General features: G+C 66.8%; 24 protein-coding genes. 11 read left to right on the forward strand and 13 right to left on the reverse strand.

What is annotated here, in order from left to right; all coding sequences use genetic code 11:
* Nucleotides 1-643: 643 nt before the first annotated feature.
* Nucleotides 644-1,210 carry an elongation factor P gene (gene efp, locus ABMA46_RS17535; RefSeq protein ID WP_349001278.1) on the forward strand — a complete coding sequence of 189 codons (567 nt, stop codon included), beginning with the start codon at nt 644-646 and terminating at the stop codon, nt 1,208-1,210.
* 147 nt (nt 1,211-1,357) lie between these two features.
* Nucleotides 1,358-2,155, forward strand: coding sequence for an inositol monophosphatase family protein (locus tag ABMA46_RS17540; protein ID WP_349001280.1), 798 nt, complete (start codon nt 1,358-1,360; stop codon nt 2,153-2,155).
* Nucleotides 2,156-2,195: 40 nt separating this feature from the next.
* On the opposite strand, the gene ABMA46_RS17545 is transcribed toward ABMA46_RS17540, so the two are convergent.
* Entirely contained in the window at nt 2,196-2,927 is a 732-nt protein-coding gene (locus ABMA46_RS17545; protein WP_349001282.1) for a 3-keto-5-aminohexanoate cleavage protein, read from the reverse strand.
* 160 nt (nt 2,928-3,087) lie between these two features.
* Between ABMA46_RS17545 and trhA the strand changes: the two genes are divergently transcribed.
* The 3 genes from trhA (at nt 3,088) to ABMA46_RS17560 (ending at nt 5,956) form a co-directional block, all read left to right on the forward strand.
* Nucleotides 3,088-3,780, forward strand: a complete 693-nt coding sequence (gene trhA, locus ABMA46_RS17550) for a PAQR family membrane homeostasis protein TrhA (protein WP_349001284.1) — start codon at nt 3,088-3,090, stop codon at nt 3,778-3,780.
* 115 nt (nt 3,781-3,895) lie between these two features.
* Nucleotides 3,896-4,924 (forward strand): MotA/TolQ/ExbB proton channel family protein, encoded by a 1,029-nt coding sequence (locus ABMA46_RS17555; protein ID WP_349001286.1) that lies wholly within the window; start codon nt 3,896-3,898, stop codon nt 4,922-4,924.
* Entirely contained in the window at nt 4,925-5,956 is a 1,032-nt protein-coding gene (locus ABMA46_RS17560; protein WP_349001288.1) for a peptidoglycan -binding protein, read from the forward strand.
* A gap of 243 nt (nt 5,957-6,199) precedes the next feature.
* Here the strand turns inward: ABMA46_RS17560 and ABMA46_RS17565 are convergent, their stop codons facing one another.
* A complete protein-coding gene (locus tag ABMA46_RS17565; protein WP_349001289.1) occupies nt 6,200-7,504 on the reverse strand; it encodes an MFS transporter in 1,305 nt (434 codons plus the stop codon).
* A gap of 77 nt (nt 7,505-7,581) precedes the next feature.
* On the opposite strand from ABMA46_RS17565, the gene ABMA46_RS17570 reads away from it, so the two are divergent.
* The gene (locus tag ABMA46_RS17570) at nt 7,582-8,196 is read left to right on the forward strand and encodes a TetR/AcrR family transcriptional regulator (RefSeq protein WP_349001291.1); all 615 of its coding nucleotides are present in this window, start codon (nt 7,582-7,584) and stop codon (nt 8,194-8,196) included.
* A 253-nt stretch (nt 8,197-8,449) separates the two neighbouring features.
* Here the strand turns inward: ABMA46_RS17570 and ABMA46_RS17575 are convergent, their stop codons facing one another.
* The 4 genes from ABMA46_RS17575 to ABMA46_RS17590 form a co-directional block, all read right to left on the reverse strand.
* Entirely contained in the window at nt 8,450-10,504 is a 2,055-nt protein-coding gene (locus tag ABMA46_RS17575) for a M3 family metallopeptidase (protein ID WP_349001293.1), read from the reverse strand.
* 87 nt (nt 10,505-10,591) lie between these two features.
* The gene (locus ABMA46_RS17580) at nt 10,592-11,233 is read right to left on the reverse strand and encodes a carbonic anhydrase (RefSeq protein ID WP_349001295.1); all 642 of its coding nucleotides are present in this window, start codon (nt 11,231-11,233) and stop codon (nt 10,592-10,594) included.
* A 109-nt stretch (nt 11,234-11,342) separates the two neighbouring features.
* Nucleotides 11,343-11,798 (reverse strand): cyclic nucleotide-binding domain-containing protein, encoded by a 456-nt coding sequence (locus tag ABMA46_RS17585; protein ID WP_349001296.1) that lies wholly within the window; start codon nt 11,796-11,798, stop codon nt 11,343-11,345.
* Between the two features lie 115 nt (nt 11,799-11,913).
* Nucleotides 11,914-12,597, reverse strand: coding sequence for a response regulator transcription factor (locus ABMA46_RS17590; RefSeq protein WP_349001298.1), 684 nt, complete (start codon nt 12,595-12,597; stop codon nt 11,914-11,916).
* 156 nt (nt 12,598-12,753) lie between these two features.
* On the opposite strand from ABMA46_RS17590, the gene ABMA46_RS17595 reads away from it, so the two are divergent.
* On the forward strand, nt 12,754-13,290 hold the full coding sequence (locus ABMA46_RS17595) for a L,D-transpeptidase family protein (protein WP_349001374.1): 537 nt from the start codon (nt 12,754-12,756) through the stop codon (nt 13,288-13,290).
* A 33-nt stretch (nt 13,291-13,323) separates the two neighbouring features.
* Here ABMA46_RS17595 and ABMA46_RS17600 read toward each other — a convergent pair whose 3' ends face one another.
* A complete protein-coding gene (locus ABMA46_RS17600) occupies nt 13,324-13,572 on the reverse strand; it encodes a hypothetical protein (RefSeq protein WP_349001299.1) in 249 nt (82 codons plus the stop codon).
* Nucleotides 13,573-13,695: 123 nt separating this feature from the next.
* Here ABMA46_RS17600 and gcvA point away from each other — a divergent pair, with 123 nt between their 5' ends.
* A complete protein-coding gene (gene gcvA, locus ABMA46_RS17605; RefSeq protein WP_349001301.1) occupies nt 13,696-14,616 on the forward strand; it encodes a transcriptional regulator GcvA in 921 nt (306 codons plus the stop codon).
* Between the two features lie 38 nt (nt 14,617-14,654).
* On the forward strand, nt 14,655-15,770 hold the full coding sequence (locus tag ABMA46_RS17610) for an anhydro-N-acetylmuramic acid kinase (RefSeq protein WP_349001302.1): 1,116 nt from the start codon (nt 14,655-14,657) through the stop codon (nt 15,768-15,770).
* Nucleotides 15,771-15,931: 161 nt separating this feature from the next.
* On the opposite strand, the gene ABMA46_RS17615 is transcribed toward ABMA46_RS17610, so the two are convergent.
* The 6 genes from ABMA46_RS17615 to tsaD all read right to left on the reverse strand — a co-directional run bounded on the left by ABMA46_RS17615 (nt 15,932) and on the right by tsaD (nt 20,517).
* A complete protein-coding gene (locus ABMA46_RS17615) occupies nt 15,932-16,384 on the reverse strand; it encodes an RbsD/FucU family protein (RefSeq protein WP_349001304.1) in 453 nt (150 codons plus the stop codon).
* 121 nt (nt 16,385-16,505) lie between these two features.
* The gene (locus ABMA46_RS17620; RefSeq protein ID WP_349001305.1) at nt 16,506-17,153 is read right to left on the reverse strand and encodes a class I SAM-dependent methyltransferase; all 648 of its coding nucleotides are present in this window, start codon (nt 17,151-17,153) and stop codon (nt 16,506-16,508) included.
* 198 nt (nt 17,154-17,351) lie between these two features.
* Nucleotides 17,352-17,777: an EVE domain-containing protein gene (locus tag ABMA46_RS17625; RefSeq protein WP_349001306.1), complete on the reverse strand. Its 426-nt coding sequence runs from the start codon at nt 17,775-17,777 to the stop codon at nt 17,352-17,354.
* Between the two features lie 24 nt (nt 17,778-17,801).
* Entirely contained in the window at nt 17,802-18,098 is a 297-nt protein-coding gene (locus tag ABMA46_RS17630) for a YciI-like protein (RefSeq protein WP_349001307.1), read from the reverse strand.
* A gap of 9 nt (nt 18,099-18,107) precedes the next feature.
* Entirely contained in the window at nt 18,108-19,094 is a 987-nt protein-coding gene (locus ABMA46_RS17635) for an NAD(P)H-dependent glycerol-3-phosphate dehydrogenase (RefSeq protein ID WP_349001308.1), read from the reverse strand.
* A 319-nt stretch (nt 19,095-19,413) separates the two neighbouring features.
* Nucleotides 19,414-20,517: a tRNA (adenosine(37)-N6)-threonylcarbamoyltransferase complex transferase subunit TsaD gene (gene tsaD, locus ABMA46_RS17640; RefSeq protein ID WP_349001309.1), complete on the reverse strand. Its 1,104-nt coding sequence runs from the start codon at nt 20,515-20,517 to the stop codon at nt 19,414-19,416.
* A 102-nt stretch (nt 20,518-20,619) separates the two neighbouring features.
* Between tsaD and hemC the strand changes: the two genes are divergently transcribed.
* Both hemC and ABMA46_RS17650 read left to right on the forward strand, forming a co-directional pair.
* Nucleotides 20,620-21,546, forward strand: a complete 927-nt coding sequence (gene hemC / locus ABMA46_RS17645) for a hydroxymethylbilane synthase (RefSeq protein WP_349001310.1) — start codon at nt 20,620-20,622, stop codon at nt 21,544-21,546.
* The gene (locus tag ABMA46_RS17650; protein WP_349001311.1) at nt 21,547-22,260 is read left to right on the forward strand and encodes a uroporphyrinogen-III synthase; all 714 of its coding nucleotides are present in this window, start codon (nt 21,547-21,549) and stop codon (nt 22,258-22,260) included. It abuts the gene before it with no gap.
* Nucleotides 22,261-22,353 lie beyond the last annotated feature (93 nt).

Below are 22,353 nucleotides of genomic sequence, written 5' to 3' on the forward strand. Positions count from 1 at the left end.
TCAGTCGGCAGCCGGTCGCGTTAACGGATGGAACGAGTCTGGAACGAATCGGCGACGAATCACTGACTCGCGGAGATTCATGCTTCGTTCACGGCTAAATATGGCTTCCGGGTGGCGGCGGGCTACCAGATGCTGAATCGCGGGATTGACAGGCCGGGCCATTCGCCGGCTTGCCGTTAACTTTTGCCGGCTGCGGGGAGCAATGACAGTGCCGCGGCCTTAGCCGGGTGCCGCAACATTATGATTTCGTTCATATTCCCTAACGCCGTCTTAGCGGCGCTCGCCCCGGCGCGGCGTATCCCGTTAACGCTTCGATCAAAGCCGGAACGAATCGGCGACGAATCAGCGATGAGCGGATGTTTCTGGTATGTTCACCGCTACATCTGGTATTATCCACAGCCTGTCCACCGACGATCCACAGATCTGGCACTCCGGAAGACAGGTTGGCACGATCCTTTGTTAACCTTTCCGTCCCGCATCGGCACAGGCGGGACTGTCGCACACCCCCAACCCTATGCGATTGCCCTGACGGTCATGGCCCCGCACCTTGCCTCGGCCTCGGAATTGTGGTCTTGGGGCGCGGAAAGCGCGCCTGTCGCGGGCGCAAATTCCGTTTCTCGACTCCTTTTCCGGACCACGACACATGGCCAAGATCAGCGGCAACGAAATCCGTCCCGGCAGCGTCATAGAGCATGACGGCGGCCTGTGGGTGGCGGTGAAGGCCAATTCGGTCAAGCCCGGCAAGGGCGGCGCCTACAACCAGGTCGAGCTGAAGAACCTTCTCAACGGCACCAAGCTCAACGAGCGCTTCCGCTCCGCCGAGACCGTCGAGCAGGTCGACCTTGAATACAAGGATTTCTCCTATCTCTATGAGGAAGGCGACGCGCTGGTCTTCATGGACACCGAGAGCTACGAGCAGCTCGAACTGCAGAAGGAATTCGTCGGCGACCGCGCCGCCTTCCTGCAGGACGGCATGATGGTGACGGTGCGCCTCTATGGCGAAAAGCCCATCGGCATCTCCCTGCCCGACCAGGTGGTGCTTTCGATCGCCGAGGCCGATCCGGTCGTGAAGGGGCAGACGGCAGCGTCTTCCTACAAGCCGGCGATCCTGGAGAACGGCATCCGCGTGCTGGTGCCGCCCTTCATCGAGGCGGGCGAGCGGATTCTGGTGGACACCAACGAAATCACTTATCTGCGTCGGGCGGATTGAAGTCCGGCAGTCGGCAGTCGCCAATAGGCAGTCGGAACGACAGAAAATTCCTGTGGCGTCGCAAGGGTGCTATTAGCCCTTCACAGGCCCTTCCCGACTGCCTATTGCGACTGACGACTGCCGCTAACCAACGAAAGATCCCACCCCATGGCCCGTTCCGCTCTTCTCAACGTCATGGTCCAGGCCGCGATGAAGGCCGGGCGCTCGCTGTCGCGCGACTTCGGCGAGGTGCAGAACCTGCAGGTGTCGATGAAGGGACCGGGCGACTATGTCAGCCAGGCCGACCGCAAGGCCGAGGAGATCATCCATACCGAGCTGTCGCGCGCCCGCCCCGGCTATGCCTTCCTGATGGAGGAGCGCGGCGCGGTTTCCGGCGACGACGACCAGCACCGCTGGATCGTCGATCCGCTCGACGGCACCACCAATTTCCTGCACGGCATTCCGGTGTTTTCCATCTCCATCGCACTGGAGCGGCAGAGCCAGCTGGTCGCCGCCGTCGTCTACAATCCGGCGATGGACGAGCTCTACACCGCCGAGCGCGGCGGCGGCGCCTTCCTCAACGACCGCCGTCTGCGCGTCGCCGCGCGCGCCAAGCTGACCGACGCCGTGATCGGCTGCGGCCTGCCGCATCTCGGGCGCGGCCATCACGGCAATTTCCTGGTCGAGTTGCGCAACGTCATGGGCGAGGTTTCGGGCGTGCGCCGCCTCGGCTCCGCCTCGCTCGACCTCGCCTATGTCGCGGCCGGCCGCTTCGACGGTTTCTGGGAGCGCGGCCTGTCGGCCTGGGACATCGCCGCCGGCATCCTGCTCATCCGCGAGGCGGGCGGCTTCGTCTCCGACGTCAATGGCGGCCAGGCCATGCTCGACGACGGCAGCGTCGTCGCCGGCAACGAGGCGATCCACCGGGCGCTGCTCAAGACCGTGACGAAGCCGCTGAAGGCCTGAGACGGCCACCCACCTCCAACTAGTGCCGCCGCGACGGCCGTCAGTTGGCCGCCGCCTTGATGAGGCCGACGGCGGCGGCGACCAGATCGCCATTATCCGTGGCCACCCGGCCGTCCGGCAACACGGGCGTGTCCTCGAGCCCCGTCCTGATGCCGTGGCCGCGCCCCACGGCGCGCCGGTTCACCGCCCAGGAGGCGATGCCGTCGCCATGATGGACCTGCTCCAGCCCAATGCCGGCCTCCGTGACGACGCGCTCCATGATCGCCGCGAGACCAACGGCCTCCTCCGCATCGGCGGCGAGCGGTTCGACCAGCACGCGCCGGCAGCGCGGCGCCAGACCGGACGCGACGAACAGATGCGCATCTCTCTCCGCAAGCAGCCCGGCTTCGATCTGCACGCCACGGTCCAGCATCAGGCCGCAGAGTTCCAGAATACCTTTCTCGCCCTGATTGGCGGAAACGAGGTCGGGCATATCGGTCCAGGCCGCGATGCGGCGGAGCCGGCTCTCCGGGTCCGGATCGATCGCCGCCGACGTGGTCATCGAGATCGCAATGCCGGGACAGGCGGCCCGGACCGTCCGGATCGCCTGCGCGCACGGTCCGGCATCGAGGGTTTCGCGCCCGTCGTCGTAGGCGTGGATATGAACCGAGTGCGCGCCCGCCGCCACGGCGACGCGGGCCTGTTCCGCGATCGCCTGCGGCGTGCGCGGCGCCGCCGGATGGTCGCGGTCGCCGTTCAGCGCCGCCTGAAGAAAGATTTTCCTTTCGCCCATGACACCGGCCTCCTTCACCGAAATGCCTGACAGTCTAACGGGTGAGCAGGCCGAAAGGTGCCAGGAGACGCTTCATTCCGGAGTGAATGGTCGCATTTCCGTAACGGTGAGCTGGCACGATTGATGCTTGCTACCCAGATGAGGGTAGGCAGGCATACGCATGGACCCAAACGACACATCGACCGAACTGAAAATTCCCTTTCGGGGGCGCTGGCGCTATTCGCGCGCCGAGCTGATCGCCGACGGGATCGTGCATGCGGTCGGCATCGTGCTGGCCATCGCCGCCGGCTCGGCGATGCTGGCGCTGGCGGCCTTCCATGCCGCGCCCGGCGAATATGTCGCCGCCGTCTTCTACGTCGTCTCCCTGCTGACCGTACTGTCGGTCTCGCTCGCCTACAATCTGTGGCCGCTGACCTCGCCGGCCAAATGGGTGCTGCGGCGCTTCGACCATTCGGCGATCTATCTTCTCATCGCCGCCACCTACACGCCCTTCCTGGCGCAGCTCCATCGGACCCCGCTGGCCGGCTGGATGATCGTGACGGTCTGGACCGCCGCCCTGCTCGGCATCGCCGTCAAGGTGCTTTTGCCGGGCCGCTTCGACCGGCTGGCCGTCGTCTTCTACCTGGCGATCGGCTGGAGCGGGCTGGCGCTGGCCGGGCCGCTGGTCGCAACCCTGCCGTCCGCCACGCTGGCGCTGATCGTCGCCGGCGGCGTCGTCTATTCGCTCGGCGTGGTCTTCTTCGCCTGGCACGCGCTGCGCTACCATGCGGCGCTCTGGCACGGCTTCGTGGTGCTGGGTGCCGGACTGCATCTGGCCGCGCTGTTCGACACGCTGGTCTTCGCGCGCCTGTGAGCGGAGCGGGCGGAGCGCGGCAATCGCCTTTCAATTTGGCCGCATTTCCGTTTAGAGTCGCTGCAAAACGTGATCGGCAGCCAAACGGGCGGTACAGGCGAATGGCGACAGCGGCATGACCTTTCTCAAATCGTTAGGACCCGGCAGGCGCTCGGACGTGCTGAGCTACGACCCGCACAAGCTCTCCAGCCCGCAGGTCTTCGTGCTGACCATGGTCGTCTTCCTGGCCATCGTCGCCTTCATCGCCATCATCCTGACCCGGCAGATATCCACTGCCTTCGTCTCCAATCCCGGCCTCAACGGGCTGATCGTCGGCGTGCTCGTGGTCGGCATCCTGCTCGCCTTCGTGCAGGTCGGCCGGCTGTTTCGCGAAGTGCGCTGGGTGAATTCCTTCCGCGCCGGCTCGGAAACGACCGAGCCGGTGCTGCTGGCGCCGATGAAGGCAATGGTCAGCCGCTCCTCCTCGATGGCCTTTTCGACCTCGTCGATGCGTACCATGCTGGATTCGATCGCCACCCGGCTCGACGAAAGCCGCGATACATCGCGCTATCTCGTCGGCCTGCTGGTCTTCCTTGGCCTGCTCGGCACCTTCTGGGGCCTGCTCAAGACGATCGGCTCGATCAGCGATACCATCCAGGCGCTCGATCCCGGCGCCGGCGACGCCTCCTCCATGCTCGATGCGCTGAAGACCGGGCTTGCCGCGCCGCTCGCCGGCATGGGCACGGCCTTCTCGTCATCGCTGTTCGGCCTGTCCGGCTCGCTCATCCTCGGCTTCCTCGACCTGCAGGCCGGCCGCGCGCAGACGCGCTTCTACACCGAGCTGGAGAACTGGCTGTCCTCCGTCACCGACCTCTCCTCCGACATCACCGTGGCGGCCGAGCCGACGAAGATCGATTCCGTCGAGGAGATCAGGCTTCTGTCCGAGCGGCTCAAGCACATGCAGGAAAACGGCGGCGCCAACCCGCGCGTCGCCAGCGCCATGGCGAGCCTCGCCGACGGCATTTCCGGCCTGGTCAAGAACATGCGCTCCGAGCAGCAGATCATGCGCGACTGGGTGGAGGCGCAATCGGACGAGCAGAAGGCCATGCGTGCCACGCTGGAGAAGATCGCCGACGCGCTGAAGAAACAGCAGGGAGTGCACTAGGTGGCGCTCGCCCGCTCGCGCCGCGCCGACCGCCGCATCGACTACTGGCCGGGCTTCGTCGACGCGCTGTCGACGCTGCTGCTGACCTTCATGTTCCTGCTGTCGGTGTTCGTGCTGGCGCAGTTCCTGCTCGGGCGCGAGATTTCCGGCAAGGACGAGGTGCTGAACCGGCTGAACTCGCAGATCAACGAGTTGACGCAACTGCTGGCGCTGGAAAAGGGCAACAACCAGGACGCGCAGGACCAGCTCGCTAATCTGCAGGCCTCGCTCAGCGCCGCCGAATCCGAAAAGAGCCGGTTGGAGCAGTTGCTGGCCCAGGGCTCCGGGGCGGGCGAAGCCGCCACTGCGCGGGCCGACCAGCTTTCGGGCGAACTCGACAGCCAGAAGCAGATCAGCCAGCGCGCGCTGTCCCAGGTCGAGATCCTCAACCAGCAGATCGCCGCGTTGCGCAAGCAGATCGCCGCGCTGGAAGACGCGCTCCAGGTGTCGGAGGAGAAAGACAAGGAGTCCAACACCAAGATCGCCGACCTCGGCCGCCGCCTCAACGTGGCGCTGGCGCAGCGCGTGCAGGAGTTGAACCGCTACCGCTCGGATTTCTTCGGCCGGCTGCGCGAGATCCTGTCCGACCGCGAGAACATCCGCATCGTCGGCGACCGCTTCGTGTTCCAGTCCGAAGTGCTGTTTCCGACCGGCTCGGACGAGATCAACGACGCCGGCAAGGGGGAGATGAAGAAGCTGGCCGATGCGATCATCGAGTTGCAGAAGGAAATCCCGCCGGAGATCAACTGGGTGCTGCGCGTCGACGGCCACACCGACGACAGGCCGCTGTCCGGCACCGGCCGCTTCAAGGACAATTGGGAGCTGTCGTCGGCCCGCGCCATATCGGTGGTGAAGTTCCTGATCGCCAACGGCGTGCCGGCCAACCGCCTCGTCGCCGCCGGTTTCGGCGAGTTCCAGCCGCTGGATGCCGCCGACACGGACGAGGCGCGCTCGAAGAACCGCCGCATCGAGCTGAAACTGACGGAGCGCTGAGGGGTTTCCGCCGAACGAGATTTTACGGGAAACGGTCCGGAATGGATCCCGGTTCTCCCTTCGCTACGCTTCGGTCGGCCGGGATGACGATGCTGCAAGCAAGAATGTCAATCGCCAACGGCTGCGATTGACGCTTGCATCAATGCCGCGTCATCCCGGAACGGGCTGTGGGCGCAGCGAGCGGCCCGTATCCGGGACCCATTCCGGAACCTCTCCGAAGAACCGACGGTCAAGACTACCGCCTCACGCCGCCTGCGGCTCCGGGTCCATCTTGACCGGCGTGGCGTTGATCAGCAGCGCCAGGCAGGCGGCGATGATGCCGGTCATGCCGGCGATCTGGAAGGCGAGATCGTAGCTTCCCTGCAATTCGTGCATGTAGCCGCCGAAATAGGCGGCCACGGCGGCCCCCACCTGATGACCGGCGAGGATCCAGCCGAACACGATCGGCCCGCTGCGCTCACCGAACGCCTCGTTGGTCAGCTTCAGCGTCGGCGGCACGGTGGCGATCCAGTCGAGCCCGTAGAAGACGGCGAAGACGACCAGCGCCGGCCCGGAGAAGCCGGAGAACGGCAGGTAGATCAGCGCCAGCCCGCGCACCGCGTAGTAGACGCCGAGCAGCTTGCGCGCGTCGAACCGGTCGGTGAGCCAGCCGGAGAACGTCGTGCCGATCAGGTCGAAGATGCCCATCATCGAGAGCAGGCCCGCGGCCTTCACCTCGCTGATGCCGTTGTCGCCGCAGAAGGCGATCAGGTGCGTGCCCACCAGCCCGTTGGTGGTGAAGCCGCAGATGAAGAAGGTGGCGAAGAGATACCAGAAGTTGCGCGTGGCGGCGGCGCGACGCAGCATGCCGAACGTATGAGCAATGAAATTGCCTTGTGCCGCGGGCGAGACCGGAGGCACGTCGTCGGCGTCGGCGCCATAGCGGACCGTGCCGATGGCGGCAGGCCGTTCCGGCACCAGCAGGAAAGCCAGCGGGATCAGGCAGGCCGTGGCGATCGAGACGGCCACCGCTACCGGCTTCCAACCGCCGGATTCCGCCAGGGAGGCGAGCAGCGGCAGGAACACCAAAAGGCCGGTGGCGCTGGAGGCCGACATCAGCCCCATCATCAGGCCGCGATTGGTCTTGAACCAGCGTGTGACCACCGTGGCGCCAAGCACCATCGCCACGGCACCCGAGCCGATACCGGAAAAGACGCCCCACGTCGCCACCAACTGCCACGGCTGGGTCATCAGCAGGCTGGAGGCGATCGAGGCCGACATCAGCGCCAGCGCGCCGACCAGCGTGCGGCGCAGGCCGATGCGCTCCATCAGCGCCGCCGCGAAGGGCCCGGTCAGGCCGTAGAGCAGGATGCCCGTGGCGGCGGCGAAGGAGATCACGTCGCGCCGCCAGCCGAAGGCGTCTTCCAGCGGAAGCATCATCACCGCCGGTGCCGAACGCAAGCCGGCCGCGATCAGCAGGCACACGAAAATGACGCCGATGACGACGAACGCGTAGTTCTGGCCGAAAGGCCGAGAGCGCGGTCGGGATTGAGCGAGGCTGCTGTTCATGTTACTTACCGGTACGTTCCAGATTCGATCCGCAACCAATACGTACCGATCGGTAACATTGTCAACCGAACCACGCCATGACTGAAGACAAAAATATTGATCCGTCGATCAGCGGCCAGAATGAAACGCCGCTGCGCGCCGCCGACAAGATCCTCAACGTGGCGCGGGACCTGTTCTATCGGCAGGGCATAAGGGCGATCGGCGTCGACGAGGTCGTCAGGAAGGCCGGCGTCACCAAACCGAGCCTCTACCGCTCCTTCCCCTCCAAGGACGAGTTGGCGGCCTCCTACCTGCGCCGCTACGACGAGGAATTCTGGGAACGCTTCGACGAGGCGGTGGCGGCGCATCCCGGCGACCCGCGCGCCCAGATCCTCGCCTTCCTGTCGCGCGTCGCCAAGCGCTCGCAAAAACCCGGCTACCGCGGCTGCGGCATGACCAACGCGGCGGTGGAATATCCGGAACCCGAGCATCCCGCCCGGCTGGTCAGCGAGGACAACAAGAAGGAACTCCGCCGCCGCCTGCGCGCCATGGCCGCCGCGATGGGCGCCCGCGACGCCGACGAACTCGGCGACGGCCTGCTGCTGCTGATCGAAGGCGCCTACATCTCCGCCCAGCTTTTCGGCCCCGGCGGCCCGTCGCAATCGGTGGCGAAGAACGCAGAGCTTCTGATCGGGGCGAGCTTAAAGGGCTGAGGCCCTGATTCTTGCCCTGAGCAGTTAATTGCAGAAGGCTGCGTACCCCCACCCCTAACCCCTCCCCACAAGGGGGAGGGGGACTTCGCGGCGGCGCCACAGCCCGCAAACGTTGGCGATTTAGACAAGGTAACGGCGTCAGCGTCTCCCTCCCCCTTGTGGGGAGGGATTAAGGGTGGGGGTGCTCGACAGCCGACTTCAGGAAATCGCCTGGGCGACAGTTGGTCGAGTGCACATGGATCAACCCGCCCCCCTACACCAGCCCGCGCTTCTCCATCATGGCATCCGCCGTCGGCATCTTGCCGCGGAACGCCTTGTAGAGGTCTTCCGGGTCCTTCGAGCCGCCGGCGGCGTAGATATTATCCTTGAGCTTCTGCGCCAGCGCCGGATCGAACGGATTGCCAGCCTCCTCGAAGGCGGAGAAGGCGTCGGCGTCCAGCACTTCCGACCACATGTAGGAATAGTAGCCGGCGGAATAGCCGTCGCCGGCGAAGACGTGCCCGAAATGCGGAGTGCGATGGCGCATGGCGATGGTGTCGGGCATATTGAGGCGGGCGAGCGTTTCCGCCTCGAAGGCGAGCGGCTCGGCCGGCGCCTCGGCGCGCGCATGATAGGCCATGTCCATCAGCGCCGAGGCGGTGAACTCGGTGGTGGCGAAGCCGGCGCCGAAGGTGCGTGCCGCCAGCATCTTGTCGAGCAGCGCCTTCGGCATCGGCGCGCCGGTCTCCACATGCAGCGCATGTTTCTCCAGCACCTCAGGCACCGTCAGCCAGTGCTCGTAGAGCTGCGACGGCAGTTCGACGAAATCGCGGCTGACCGAGGTGCCGGAGACAGTCGGCCACGTCACCTCCGTCAGCAGGCCGTGCAGCGCGTGGCCGAATTCGTGGAACAGCGTCCGCGCCTCGTCGACCGAAAGAAGTGCGGCCTCGCCGGCCGGCGGCTTGGCGAAATTCATGATGTTGTAGATGATCGGGCTGGAGCCGTCGCCCAGCCGGTAGCCGGACTGCAGGCTGCTCATCCAGGCGCCCGACCGTTTCGACGGCCGCGCGTAATAATCGGCCAGGAAGACGCCGCGCTCGGAGCCGTCGGCATTCCTGACCAGGAACGTGCGCGCGTCGGGATGCCAGGCGGCGATGCCCTTCTTCTCCTCGAAGCTGACACCGAACAGGCGCGTCGCCACGTCGAAACACGCCTCGATGACGTGGTCGAGCTGCAGATACGGCTTCAGTTCGGCCTCGTCGAAGGCGAAGGTCTTCGCCCTCAGCTTCTCCTGCCAGAAGCGCCAGTCCCAGGCCGCGAATTTTTCGTTGCTGCCGGCATCCGCCGCCAGCGTCTCCATCTGCGCCTGGTCGGCGGCTGCCTTTTCGAGCGCCTTCCGCCACACCGGGTCGAGCAGGTCGTGCACGGCCTGTGGCGTCTTGGCCATTGTGTCGTCGAGCTTCAGCGCCGCGAAGCTGTCGTAGCCGAGCAGCTTCGCCTTCTCCGCGCGCAGCTTGAGCATGTCGCGGACCACCGCGGTGTTGTCGGAGGCGCCGCCGTTCTGGCCGCGCATGGTGAAGGCGCACCAGGCCGTTTCGCGCAGGTCGCGTCGCTCGGAAAACGTCGTGAACGGCTCGTAGATCGAACGCGACAGCGTCACCGCGTAGCGACCCTTGTGGCCGCGCGTCTCGGCCGCTTCCGCCATGGCGCTTTTCAGGAAAGCGGGGAGGCCCGCCAAGTCCGCCTCCTCGAGGAACAGCGCCCAGTCGCGCTCGTCGGCGAGCACGTTCTGGCCGAATGTCGTGCCGAGCGAGGACAGGTCCTCGTTGATGGCGGCGAGCCGCTTCTTGCCGTCGTCCGAAAGCTTCGCGCCGGAGCGGACGAACCCTTTCCATGTCTTCTCCAGCACGCGCAACGTCTCGGCGTCGAGACCGAGTTCCGCGCGGCGCCGGTAGAGGTCGTCGATGCGGGAGAACAGTTTCTCGTTCATCGAGATGGCGGAGAAATGCCGCGACATCTTCGGCGAGATCTGGCGCTCCAGCGCCTGGATCGTCTCGTTGGTGTCGGCGCCGGCCTTGCACCAGAAGATCGACGAGACACGGTCGAGCGCTAGGCCCGAAAGCTCCAGCGCCGCGAGCGTATTGTCGATGGTCGGCCGGGCGACGTCGCCGGCGATCGCTTCGATCTCCGCTTCATGCGCTTTCAGCGCGGCGTCGAAGACGGGAGAAAAATCGCCGTCGCCGATGCGGGTGAAGTCCGGCAGGCCGAGCGGCCCGGTCCAGTGCGTGAGCGGATGGGTGGCGAGATCGACGGAGAGGGGCACGGGCAAAGGCTCTCGATTAAGCGGAATGGCGGGACGATCCCGATGTAGGACCGTCCACCGTCTCCCGCAACCTGCCGTTCGCGCGAAGAAGCCTCAGGCCACGTCCGGCTTCTCGAAATCACCGGTTTCCTTGTTCATCGCCCACAATTCGCCGGTCGAGACGTCGAACCAGGCCCCGTGCAGAACAAGCTCGCCCGTCTCCTCGAGCGCCTTGATTCGCGGAAAGGTCCTGAGATTGGCGATCGAATAGCGGATCGAGATGCGTTCCAGGGCCGTGCGTCGTTCGCTGTCCGTCATCATCTTCGACGCGGCGACCGTCTCGGCGGCCGGTCCGATCAGGCTCATCCACTTGCCGATGAAATCGCCCGGCGACAAGGGCTCCGCATGGTCGAGCGCGGCCTTGATGCCGCCGCAGCGGCCGTGACCCATGACGACGATGTTTTTCACCTTCAGGGCCAGGGCGGCGAATTCGAGCGCGGCGGACGTGGAATGGAATTCGTTGTCCGGCTCGTAGGGCGGCACCAGGTTGGCGATGTTGCGCAGCACGAAGAGTTCGCCGGGGCCGGCGTCGAAAATGGTCTCGGGCGCGGCGCGCGAATCGCAGCAGGCGATGATCATCGTTTCCGGCGCCTGGCCTTCGCGCGCCAGCGAGCGGTAGCGGTCGCTTTCGCTCACATAGCGTCCGGTGATGAAGTTGCGATAGCCGGCGAGGAGATGGTCGGGAAGCAGGGACATGGGCTGACGGAACCTTTCCGCTGGCGCCTCAGGAACGAGGCATGGGAAGGCTGTAGCGGCAAACCTCCACCGCGATCAACGAAAGAATGTCGGCTCCCGATCCTTTCGTTCAGCCGCCGAAGCGCGAGGCCGCTTCCTCAATGCGCCTCACCAGCGCCTGCAATTGCTCGGCGACGCGGCGATGCAGGATGACGGCGATATCGGGATATTCCTCGAGGATGCGGCGGAACATCCTGCGGTTCAGCCGCAGCACCTGCGAATCGGTCTCGGCGGAAGCGCTGGTCATCCGGCGCGTGTCGGCGATCAGCGCCAGTTCGCCCAGGATCGCGCCCGGTCCCGCGTGTCCGACGGGTTCGCCCCGGCCTTCGGCCTCGCGATAGAGAACGATCCGGCCGCTGATCACGACATAGGCCGAATCGGCTTCGTCGTCCTCGCGATAGAGCTTGCGCTCGGCGGGGAGATGGGTCGTCTCCGCGCCGAAGGCAAGCAAACGCAACTGTTCGGGCGTGAAGCCCTCGAACAGCTCCACGCCGGACAGGATGCGGACATCGTCGTCCAGCGCCATCAGTCAAGTCCCCGGACCGTCAGGTCGTTCCCTCCTCGCGCGACCCCTGCCCGGACGCAATTAGGCCAGTAAAAAGTTTAACAAGACAACGTCAATGACAGGCCCGGCCGAAAAATCAGGGCACGAGCCTGTAGCCGCCGCTTTCGGTCACCAGGATCTCGGCATTGGAAGGGTCGCGCTCGATCTTCTGCCGCAGCCGGTAGACATGCGTTTCCAGCGTATGCGTGGTGACGCCGGAATTGTATCCCCACACCTCTTCCAGCAGCACGTCGCGGGTAACCACCTTCTGTTCGGCGCGATAGAGATACTTGATGATCGACGCCTCCTTCTCCGTCAGCCGCACCTTGCCGCCGCGCTGGTCGAGAAGCAGCTTCTGGCTCGGCTTGAAGGTGTAGGGGCCGATGACGAAGGTCGCGTCCTCGCTCTGCTCGTGCTGGCGCAGCTGCGCGCGGATGCGGGCAAGCAGCACGGCGAAGCGGAACGGCTTGGTCACATAGTCGTTGGCGCCCGCTTCCAACCCCAGGATCGTGTCGGAATCGGTGTCGTGGCCGGTCAGCATGATGATCGGCGCCTTGTAGCCGCCTTTGCGCAGCAGCTTGACCGCCTCGCGGCCATCCATGTCGGGCAGGCCGACATCCATGATGAGCAGGTCCACCATGCCGGCCCGCGCCGTTGCTATTCCCTTGGCGGCCGTCGTTTCCTGCAGGACCGTGAATTCCTCGTAGAGCGACAATTGCTCGACCAGCGTGGTGCGCAGGTCCTCGTCATCGTCGACGATGAGAATGGTGCGTGAAGTCATTGGTCAATCCGTTGTTTCAAAATCAAAAAACAAGACAGGGCACTGTTGACGGCCGAACATTTATGCGGAAGCTGGCCGCAACAACAGCCGATCACAGTGATTTGTTCCGTGGCACGATCATACAAGAAAAAAGGCGGAAACAAGGGGAAAGAGCGAATTTTGCCGGCGCCGCTGCGAACGCTCGTCGTCCATGCCCGGCCCGGACACCCCACACAGGGGCTTCTGAGGGCGGGACGGCTGGTGTTTCCCTGTGCGCTCGGGCGCGGCGGCATCTCGGCCAACAAGCGCGAGGGCGACGGCGCCACGCCCCTTGCCGCCATGCGCATCCTGTCCGGCTATTTCCGCGACGACCACTTCGCCGACGCAAGGAAAACCCGCCTGGCGATGCGGCCGATCGGCGCGGATCTCGGCTGGTGCGAAGTGCCCGACGACCGCAACTACAACCGGCCGGTGCGCATCCCCTACGGCGCCAGCCACGAGCGCATGAAGCGCGACGACCGGCTCTACGACGCCTGCCTGGTGCTCGGCTGGAACGTCGTGCCGCGCCGCCGCAGCTGCGGCAGCGCGATCTTCTTTCATCTGGCCCGCGACGGGTTCACGCCGACGCAGGGCTGCGTGGCGGTGAGCGCGCGCACCATGGCCCGCCTGCTGCCGCATCTTTCCAGCGCCACCGTCCTCAAGGTGATCCGCTGATCTCCACGTAAAGGCGGACCGGCCGCCATCGCCTCAGCGGCGCGACGATGTCCTGGGCGGCTGCCAGCCAAGGCTGAGCAGGCCGATCTCCACCGAGCCGCGATCGACCTTGCGGACGATCTCCTCCCGGTCGAGGCCGACATCGCAAGCCAGCGGATCCGGCGGGGAAGCCGGCGCCGGGACCGGCAGCCGCGCGGCCACCCTCGCCTGCTTCAGCCAATCGAGGACGATGTGAAGCGCCGGCGCGCGCGCGGCGGCGGGTTTCAGGGCAAAGTCGGACATGGGGTTCATCCTTCTCCGGACGGCAAATCCGGCTTGATGTTCATTTCATGCCTGGATTGTCCGACATTGAAATCAAAAGGGGAAACGAGTAGTTTTTGCTCGATCGTCAAACGGAATTTGAAGATGTTCCGCCTTCTGCCCGGCACACGTGCCCTGCGCACGCTGGAAGCGGCCGCCCGCCATCTCAACTTCACCCGCGCCGCCGACGAACTCGGCCTGACGGCGGCGGCCGTCAGTCATCAGATCAAGGAAATCGAGGACCAGCTCGCCCTGGCGCTGTTCACGCGCACCAGCCGCGCCATGCGCCTGACCGAGGCGGGCGCCCTAATGGCGGAGGCCGCCGCCGAAGCGCTCGACCTACTGGCCCGGGCGGTGACGCGGGCGCAGAAAACGGCGCGCAACGCCGAGCAGTTAAAGGTCTCCGTCGATCCCCAGATCGCGACACGCTGGCTGATGCGGCGCGTCGAATCGTTCCGCAAGGCCAGCCCCGACGTCGAGCTGCGCTTCGACATCAGCTACGAAGTGCGCGACTTCGACGCCGACGACATCGACGTGGCCATCCGTTTCGGCGCCGGCAGATATCCCGGCCTCGCCAGCCATCGTCTGTTCGAGAACGTCATCGTCCCGGTCTGCAGCCCCAAGCTGCTGGCCTCCGGGCCGCCGCTCAGGGAACCGCGCGACCTGTTTCGCCACACGCTCGCGCATATCGAATGGTCGCGGCGCGGCGTGACGTGGCCAAACTGGCGCATGTGGATGGCGGCCGCTGGCGTCGACGATTTCGACGACAGCCGCGTCGTGGTCTTCGGAACCGGCACCGACGCCGTGCAGGCCGCGCTCGATGGCAACGCCGTGGCGCTCGCCGAACTGACCGTGGTGGCCGGCGACATCGCCGAGGGCCGCCTCGTCCGCCCCTTCGAGCTCGGCATCACCGTGGGACGCGACTTCGCCTATTATCTGGTCTATCCCGCGCGCAACGCCGACGATCCGCGAATCGTCGCCTTCCGCGACTGGCTGCTGGCCGAGGCGGCGGGAACACAGACGTAACCGGCCGGCAAACACACCTACGACCAGGGAGCCATACAATGAATCCGATATGGGCCGTCGGCCTGATGACCGGCACCGTGCTGGACGGCAATATCGACGTGGCGATGCTGAGGACCGACGGCGAAAGAATAGAGGAATTCGGCCCCTACGCGCTGGCGCCCTATCCGCCCGGAATCACCGAGATGCTGCGCAAGGCGCAGCAGGAAGCGCTCGCCTGGAATTTCGACGGCCCCGAGCCCGCTATCTTCGCAACCGCCGAGGAAGCGCTGACGCGCGCGCAATCGGCCGCGGTCAGCGCGTTGGTGGAAGACAGCGGCATGGCCATGGCCGATATCGGCGTTGTCGGCTTCCACGGCCAGACCGTGCTGCATCGCCCTCCGACCGCCGGCCGCACCGGCGACACCCGCCAACTCGGCGACGGCGCGCTAATGCACGAACTGCTCGGCGCAACGGTCGTCTGGGATTTCCGCACTGCCGACATCCGCGCCGGCGGACAGGGCGCTCCGCTGGCGGCGGCCTATCACGCGGCGTTGCTGGGCGCGTCCGGCGCCGACGGCAACACCGCGATCCTGAACCTCGGCGGCGTCGGCAACATAAGCTGGTGGGACGGCGCCACCGACATCGTCGCCTTCGACACCGGCCCGGCCAACGCACCGATCAACGATTTCGTCAGGGCGCGCGGCCTGGGCGAAATGGACCGCAACGGCGCGCTCGCCGCCTCCGGCACGGTGGACGAGGAGCGGTTGGCCCGGCTGCTCGACCACCCCTATCTGGTCGCGCCCTATCCGAAGTCGCTCGACCGCTTCTCTTTCACCGCCGCCATGGCGGACGGCTTATCCGACGCGGACGGCGCCGCCACGCTGACCGCCTTCACCGCCGCCGCGGTGGGCAAGGCGCTCGACCTGCTGCCGGTGCGCCCGACCCGGCTGTTCGTCAGCGGCGGCGGACGGCACAACCCGACGCTGATGGCGATGATCGAGCAGCGTGCCGGCGTGGAAGCCGTTTCGGCCGATACGCTGGGTTGGCGCGGCGACGCCGTGGAGGCCGAATGCTTCGCTTTCCTGGCGGTTCGCACGCTGCGCGGCCTGCCGATCAGCTTTCCCTCGACCACCGGCGCGCCAAGGCCGCTGCAGGGCGGAAGGATCGCGGGGTGATGGGCCGGTCGTAGCCATCCCTGATCCAGTCCGGAACATCTCCGCATTGTGATCAACTGCTGCCGTACAGTCTCTTCCGCAGAAACTGTCTGCGTCAGATCAGTCTCGCCAGCGCTGGCCGCAACCGAAATCTACAGCCCAGCGCCCAGGACATGTCCCGCTCAGCCGGCCTTCGGCGCGATGACGCCCTTGCGCAGCGCGAAGCAGCCGTAGACCCGCAGTTCGCCCGTCTGGATCACGCAATAGGCCTTCTTCGCACGCTCGTAGAAGGCGTAGCGCTCGATGCCGATCATCGGCCACGGCTTGCCTTCCGCCGCGTCGATCTCGGCCTGCACCTCGATCTGCACCGGCGCGATCTCGTCCGGCCTGCCGACGATCTGCATGCGCGCGGCGGCGGCGTCGACGAAGCTGTCGAGCGGGTAGAGCGACAGCACCGCCCGCGCCACGGCGCCCGACGGCGCGTCGATGCGCAGCGGCCTGCCGATCGTCGTCGCGCGCCCGATGGCATCGGCGGGGAAATTGGCGTCGGCGATGATCAGGTCGTCGCCATGCCCCATCGCGGCAAGCGCCTGCAACACATCCGCGTTGAGCAGCGGATCGATTCCCTTCAGCATCGTCGTTCTCTCCCTTGCGACCCGCCATGCGCGGCATACAGACAGATGCACCCGAACGGCACGTCCGTGCAAGCCGGTTTGACCGACCCGGATGGGCCAAGAAAACCATCCCGCGCGGCGTTCAGCCGAGCCGCCACACCGTCGTGCGCTTGACCTCCGAATCCTCCAGCGCCCGCGTCACCGGCACTTCGTAGACAGCCAACCTCTCCAGTCCGGATTTCGGCAGGTAGGCGCGGCCCGGGTCGCCGATCAGGATCTCGGCGCCACGCACCCTCAGCGCGCCGAACCACGGCGACAGCCTCTCGGCGAATGGCCTGTCGTAGAAGACGTCGCCGGCGAGGATCACGTCCCAATCCCCGTCTCGCCCAACCAGGTCGTCCGCGGTGAAGCCGATCCTCACGCCGTTCGCCAGCGCGTTGAGGCGCACGGCGGCGGCGCAGAAGGGATCGATGTCGGTTCCAAGCACGTCGGCGGCGCCCGCCGATGCGGCCGCGATCGCCACCAGCCCCGACCCGGAGGCGAAATCGAGCACACGCCGTCCACGCACGATTTCGGGATTGTCCAGCACGTAGCGCGCCAGCCCCTGTCCGCCGGCCCATGCAAAGGCCCAGAAGGGCGGCGGCAGGCCGATTTCGGCCAGCTCCTCCTCGGTGCGGTGCCAAAGCTCATGCGCCTCGTCCGCCAGCCTGAGGGTGATCTCGGGCACATGCGGCGGCGCCATCGGCGCCGTGTTGTCGAGGATGAAGGTTTCAAATTCTTCCGCTGTCATACCCTCGCATCACCCCCACCCCTGTCCCCTCCCCGCAAGGGGGAGGGAGACGCCGACATCGCCGTTTTCGGCCAAAAAATCCCGGCCGTCGGCGCACTGTAGCGCAACCGCAAAGTCCCCCTCCCCCTTGCGGGGAGGGGATAGGGGTGGGGGTACAACCGATTGCTGCGACACAAAAGGAAGGTATAAGCTTCTACCTCACGGCGCCGGGTCGACCCCGCCCATGCGGCAGACTTCCTCCCATTCCTGCCGGGTCACCGGCTGCACCGAAAGGCGGCCGAGCCGAACCAGCGCCATCTCCTCCAGCTTGGGATTGGCTTTGATGTCGGCCAGCGTCGGCGGCGTCGGCACGTCGCGCACGGCGCGGATGTCGACGCATTCCCAGCGCGGGTCATCCGTGGTCGTATCGTGATGCGCCTCGGCGCAGACCTCGGCTATGCCGACGATGTCGAGCCCCTCGTTGGAATGATAGAAGAAGCCGAGGTCGCCGACCTTCATGGCCTTCATGTTGTTGCGCGCCGCATAGTTGCGCACGCCGTCCCATTGCGTGCCCTTCCTGCCGAGCGCCTTCAACTGCTCGAAGGAGAATTTGAACGGCTCGGACTTGAACAGCCAGTAATTCATCGCGTCGTCCCGCAGTTCGGCCGGTCAGGCGCCGGCCGGCTTGTTGAACGTCCAGGTCCACGGGCGGACCTCGACGCTGGCGAAAAGGCCGGCCCTGGCATAGGGATCGGCGGCGGCGAGCGCCTCGGCGCCCGCCCTGTCGGCGGCCTCCACCACCACCATGCTGCCGTCCGGCTTGCCGTCGGCGTCGAGGAACGGGCCGGCGAAGGCCAGTTTCTTCTCGCCGTTCAGCTTTTCGAGATGGGCGACGTGTTCGGGCCGCGTGTCCATGCGCAGTTGCAGCGCGCCGGGCTTGTCCTTGCAGATGATGGCGAAAAGCATGGTGTCCTCTCAGGCTTCGGATTCGGTTTTCAACGGGCGCGTCATCAGCGCAGAAACGGCCTCGCCGATGGAAAGGTGCCCTTCCAATATGGCCGCGACCGCCGCGATGATCGGTGCGTCGATGCCGTTTTCGGCGGCCAAGCGGGCCGCGATCGCGGCGGTGGGAACGCCCTCGGCGAGCGGCAGGCCGGCCAGCGCCTCGCCGCGCCCGAGCGCCAGCCCGTAGGCGAAGTTGCGCGACTGGGCCGACGAGCAGGTGAGCAGAAGATCGCCGAGGCCGGAAAGTCCCATCAGCGTCTCCGGGCGCGCTCCGAAGGCGGCGCCGATGCGGCGCAGCTCGACGAAGCCGCGCGTCACCATCGCCGCCTGCGCACTGGCGCCGATCCCCGCCCCGGTGACGGCGCCGGCGGCGATGGCGAAGACGTTCTTCAGCGCACCACCGATCTCCACGCCGGTCAGGTCGTCGCTGGAATAGCAGCGCAGGTTGGCGGCCGAGAACCGCTGTGCCAGGTCGCCGGCCAGTTCCCCCTCGCGGGCGGCGACCACGACGGCGGTCGGCAGGCCGCGCGCCACGTCGGTCGCAAAACTCGGTCCGGAGAGCGCCGCGACCGGATTGCCGGGCAGCGCCTCCTCCACGATCGCCGAAAGCAGGTCGCCGGTCGCGCGCTCGATGCCCTTGGCGCACAGGACCAGCGGGACGCCGGCAGGCACATGCGCTGCGGCGATGCCAAGCACCGCGCGCAGCGACTGCGCCGGCGTCGCGGCCAGCACGCAGTCCGCGCCGGCAAGCGCCTGTGCGATCTCCGTGGTCGCTGAAATTCCGTTTTCGAGCTTAATGCCGGGCAGGTAGCGCGGGTTCGCGCCGCGCGTGATCGCCTCGACGAGCGCCGCGTCGCGCGCCCACAGGCTGACCGCATGGCCGGCCCGAAGCATGGCGAGCGCCAGCGCCGTCCCCCAGGCCCCGCCGCCCAGCACCGCGACACGCCACGGCGTCATGTTTCGCACCCTACGGCTGCGACGGAGAAGATGATCGATCTATTGTTTTCGGTTTCGGCCCCCTCGCTTCTGACACCTTCCCTCAAGAAGGACAGTCGCATAGGGCGATGCACCCCCACCCCTAACCCCTCCCCACAAGGGGGAGGGGAACTTTGCGACGGTGCTCCCCTGCGCCAACGTCGGCGATCCTGGGCGAAACGGCGGTGTCGGCGTCCCCCTCCCCCTTGTGGGGAGGGGTTAGGGGTGGGGGTGCGCGGCAGTTCCCCCTCGCCCCAGGGAGGTGAGGGCGACTTCATCCGGGGCTGCGATAAATAATGGCTCATGCCTTGGCGCCCCTGCGGCCGGAGCCGACGACCGGGGCCGACAGGCCGTCCAGCGGCCAGCGCGAGCGCGGCACGAAGGAAAAACCGTCGTCCTCGTCGGCCAATCCGGTGCGGATGCGCTCGATGCCCGCCCAGGCGATCATCGCCGCATTGTCGGTGCACAGCTTCAAGGGCGGCGCGACGAAGCGGAAGCCCGCTTCCCGGCAAAGATCCTCCAGCGTGCCCTTGACCATGCGGTTGGCGGCAACGCCGCCGGCCACGACCAGCGCCGGCTCGCTTATATCGGGATATTCGGCGCGGAACCGCGCCAGCGCCCGCCGCACCCGGTCCGCCAGCGCATCCGCCACCGCTGCCTGGAAAGACGCGCAGATGTCGGCGACATCCCGCTCAGACAGCGGCGCGATGGCGCTGGCGGCCTGGCGCACGGCCGTCTTCAAACCGGAGAAGGAGAAATCCGGTTGATGGGACCCCTTCATGGGGCGCGGGAAGGCGAAGCGCGCGGCATCGCCGCCCGCTGCCGCCTTCTCCACGTTCGGCCCACCGGGATAGGGAAGGCCGAGCATCTTGGCGGTCTTGTCGAAGGCCTCACCGAGCGCATCGTCGATGGTCGTCGCCCAGCGCTGGTAGTCGCCGACTCCGCCGACGCGCACGATCTGCGTATGCCCGCCCGACACCAGCAGCAGCAGATAGGGAAACTCCAGCCCGTCGGTCAGCCGCGCCGTCAGCGCATGGCCTTCCAGATGATTGATCGCGATGAGCTGCTTGCCCGCCGCCGCAGCGATCGCCTTGGCCGTCATCAACCCGACGATCAGCCCGCCGACGAGGCCGGGGCCGGCGGTCGCGGCCACCGCATCCACCTCGGAAAGATCGGTCCCTGCATCGGCGAGCGCGGCCTCGACGATGCCGTCCAGCGCCTCGACATGGGCGCGCGCCGCGATCTCCGGCACCACGCCGCCGAAGGCCGCGTGCTCGGCGATCTGGGACAACACGACATTGGAAAGAATGCGCGGGGAGAGGACGCACGATCCGTCCGCGTCGAGACCGACGACCGACGCCGCCGTCTCGTCGCAACTCGTCTCGATGCCCAGGACCCGGATCAAATCGCCGCAAACCTCGATTGTTGCCCGGTGTTCCGTTCCCCGATAGGAGTGTGCCGGAGCAAATCGGGGTTATCACGGACCGCGCGCCATGCAAACAGGCCCATGCGAACAGAATTGAGGATCGGAACACGCGGCAGCCCGCTGGCGCTGGCGCAGGCGCACGAGGCGCGCGCCCGGCTGATGGCGGCGCACGGCCTGCCGGAAGCGGCCTTCGAGATCGTCGTCATCACGACCAGCGGCGACCGCATCCAGGACCGGGCGCTGGCGGACGCCGGCGGCAAGGGCCTGTTCACCAAGGAGATCGAGGAGGCGCTGCTCGACCGCCGCATCGACATCGCGGTCCATTCCTCCAAGGACATGCCGACCGTGCTGCCGGATGGACTGGAACTCTCTGCCTTCCTGCCGCGCGAGGACGCGCGCGACGCCTTCATCGGCAAGGCGGCGGCGCGCATCGCCGACCTGCCGCACGGCGCGCGGGTGGGCTCGTCGTCGCTGCGGCGGCAGGCGCTGATCCGGCGCATGCGCCCCGACCTCGACGTCGTGCTGTTCCGCGGCAATGTGCAGACCCGGCTGCGCAAGCTGGAGGAAGGCGTCGCCGACGGCACTATCCTGGCGCTGGCCGGCTTGAAGCGCGTCGGCCTCGATCAGGTCGCCACCGACATCATGCCGCTCGACGCCTTTCCGCCCTGTCCCGGCCAGGGAGCGATCGCCATCGAATCCCGTATCGGCGACACCGCGACGGAGCGCCTGCTGGCGCCGATCCACGACACCGCGACCGGCCGGGCGCTGGCTTGCGAACGCGCCTTCCTGGCGGCGCTCGACGGCTCCTGCCGCACCCCGATCGCCGGCTATGCGTCGATCGCCGGCGAAGCCCTGTCCTTCAGCGGACTGATCCTGACCCCGGACGGGACGAAGACGCATGAGATCTCGGCGTCGGGCGCGGCCGCCGACGCCGCAGCGATCGGCGCAAGGGCCGGCGCCGAGATCCGCGCCAGGGCCGGGGAGGAATTCTTCGAGGGGTGGCGCTGAGTGCGCGTCCTGGTGACGCGGCCCGAACCGGGCGCGGCCCGCACCGCCGCGCGGCTTCGCGCTCTCGGCCTCGACGCGATCCTGCTGCCTCTGTCGGAAACCCGACCGCTATCGGTCGATCCCGATGCGGCGGCGCCTGACACGGCCGCGGTCGCCGTCACCAGCGCCAACGCGCTGCGTCACGCGCCGCCGGCCCTGATCGCGCGGCTCGCCGCGCTGCCCTGCCATGCGGTAGGGAAACGGACCGCAGAAGCCGCCCGCGCCGCAGGCTTCCGCACCGTGACCGAGGGTCCCGGCGACGCCGCCGGGCTGGCCCGGTCGATCGCAGCGGGCCTGGCAGGCCGGAAGCTTGCCTATCTGTGCGGGCGTGTTCGATTTCCCGGCTTCGAGGACCGTCTTTCAAAGGCAGGCGTGACGGTTTGCCCGATCGAGACCTACGACACCCTCGCCGTTGTTTATTCCGATGAAAAGGTCCGCACCCGACTTTCCGGCGGCCCGGTCGACGCGGTGCTGCTCTATTCCGTCAAGGCCGCAGAAGTCGCGCGCGACCTGATCGCAAGGCCCGCGCTCGCCGGCCTGTTCGAAAACGCCCGTATCCTTGCGCTTTCGCAGCGGATCGGCGCGGCTTTCGGCCCTGCCGCCGTCACGCCGTCACGCCCGGACGAGAACGACCTGCTGGCGCTGCTGCGCAAGAGCACACAAAAAAGCGAATAGGCCGCGCCATCACGCCGCCCCTTTTCACAGCTTGGTGGTGTGCTATTGCCTAGGAAGCCCCTGAACGACCCGAGCCCGGCGCCTTCCATCGGC

Origin of the sequence: Mesorhizobium hunchu (assembly GCF_040081975.1) — a bacterium.
Classification (GTDB): Bacteria; Pseudomonadota; Alphaproteobacteria; order Rhizobiales; family Rhizobiaceae; genus Mesorhizobium; species Mesorhizobium hunchu.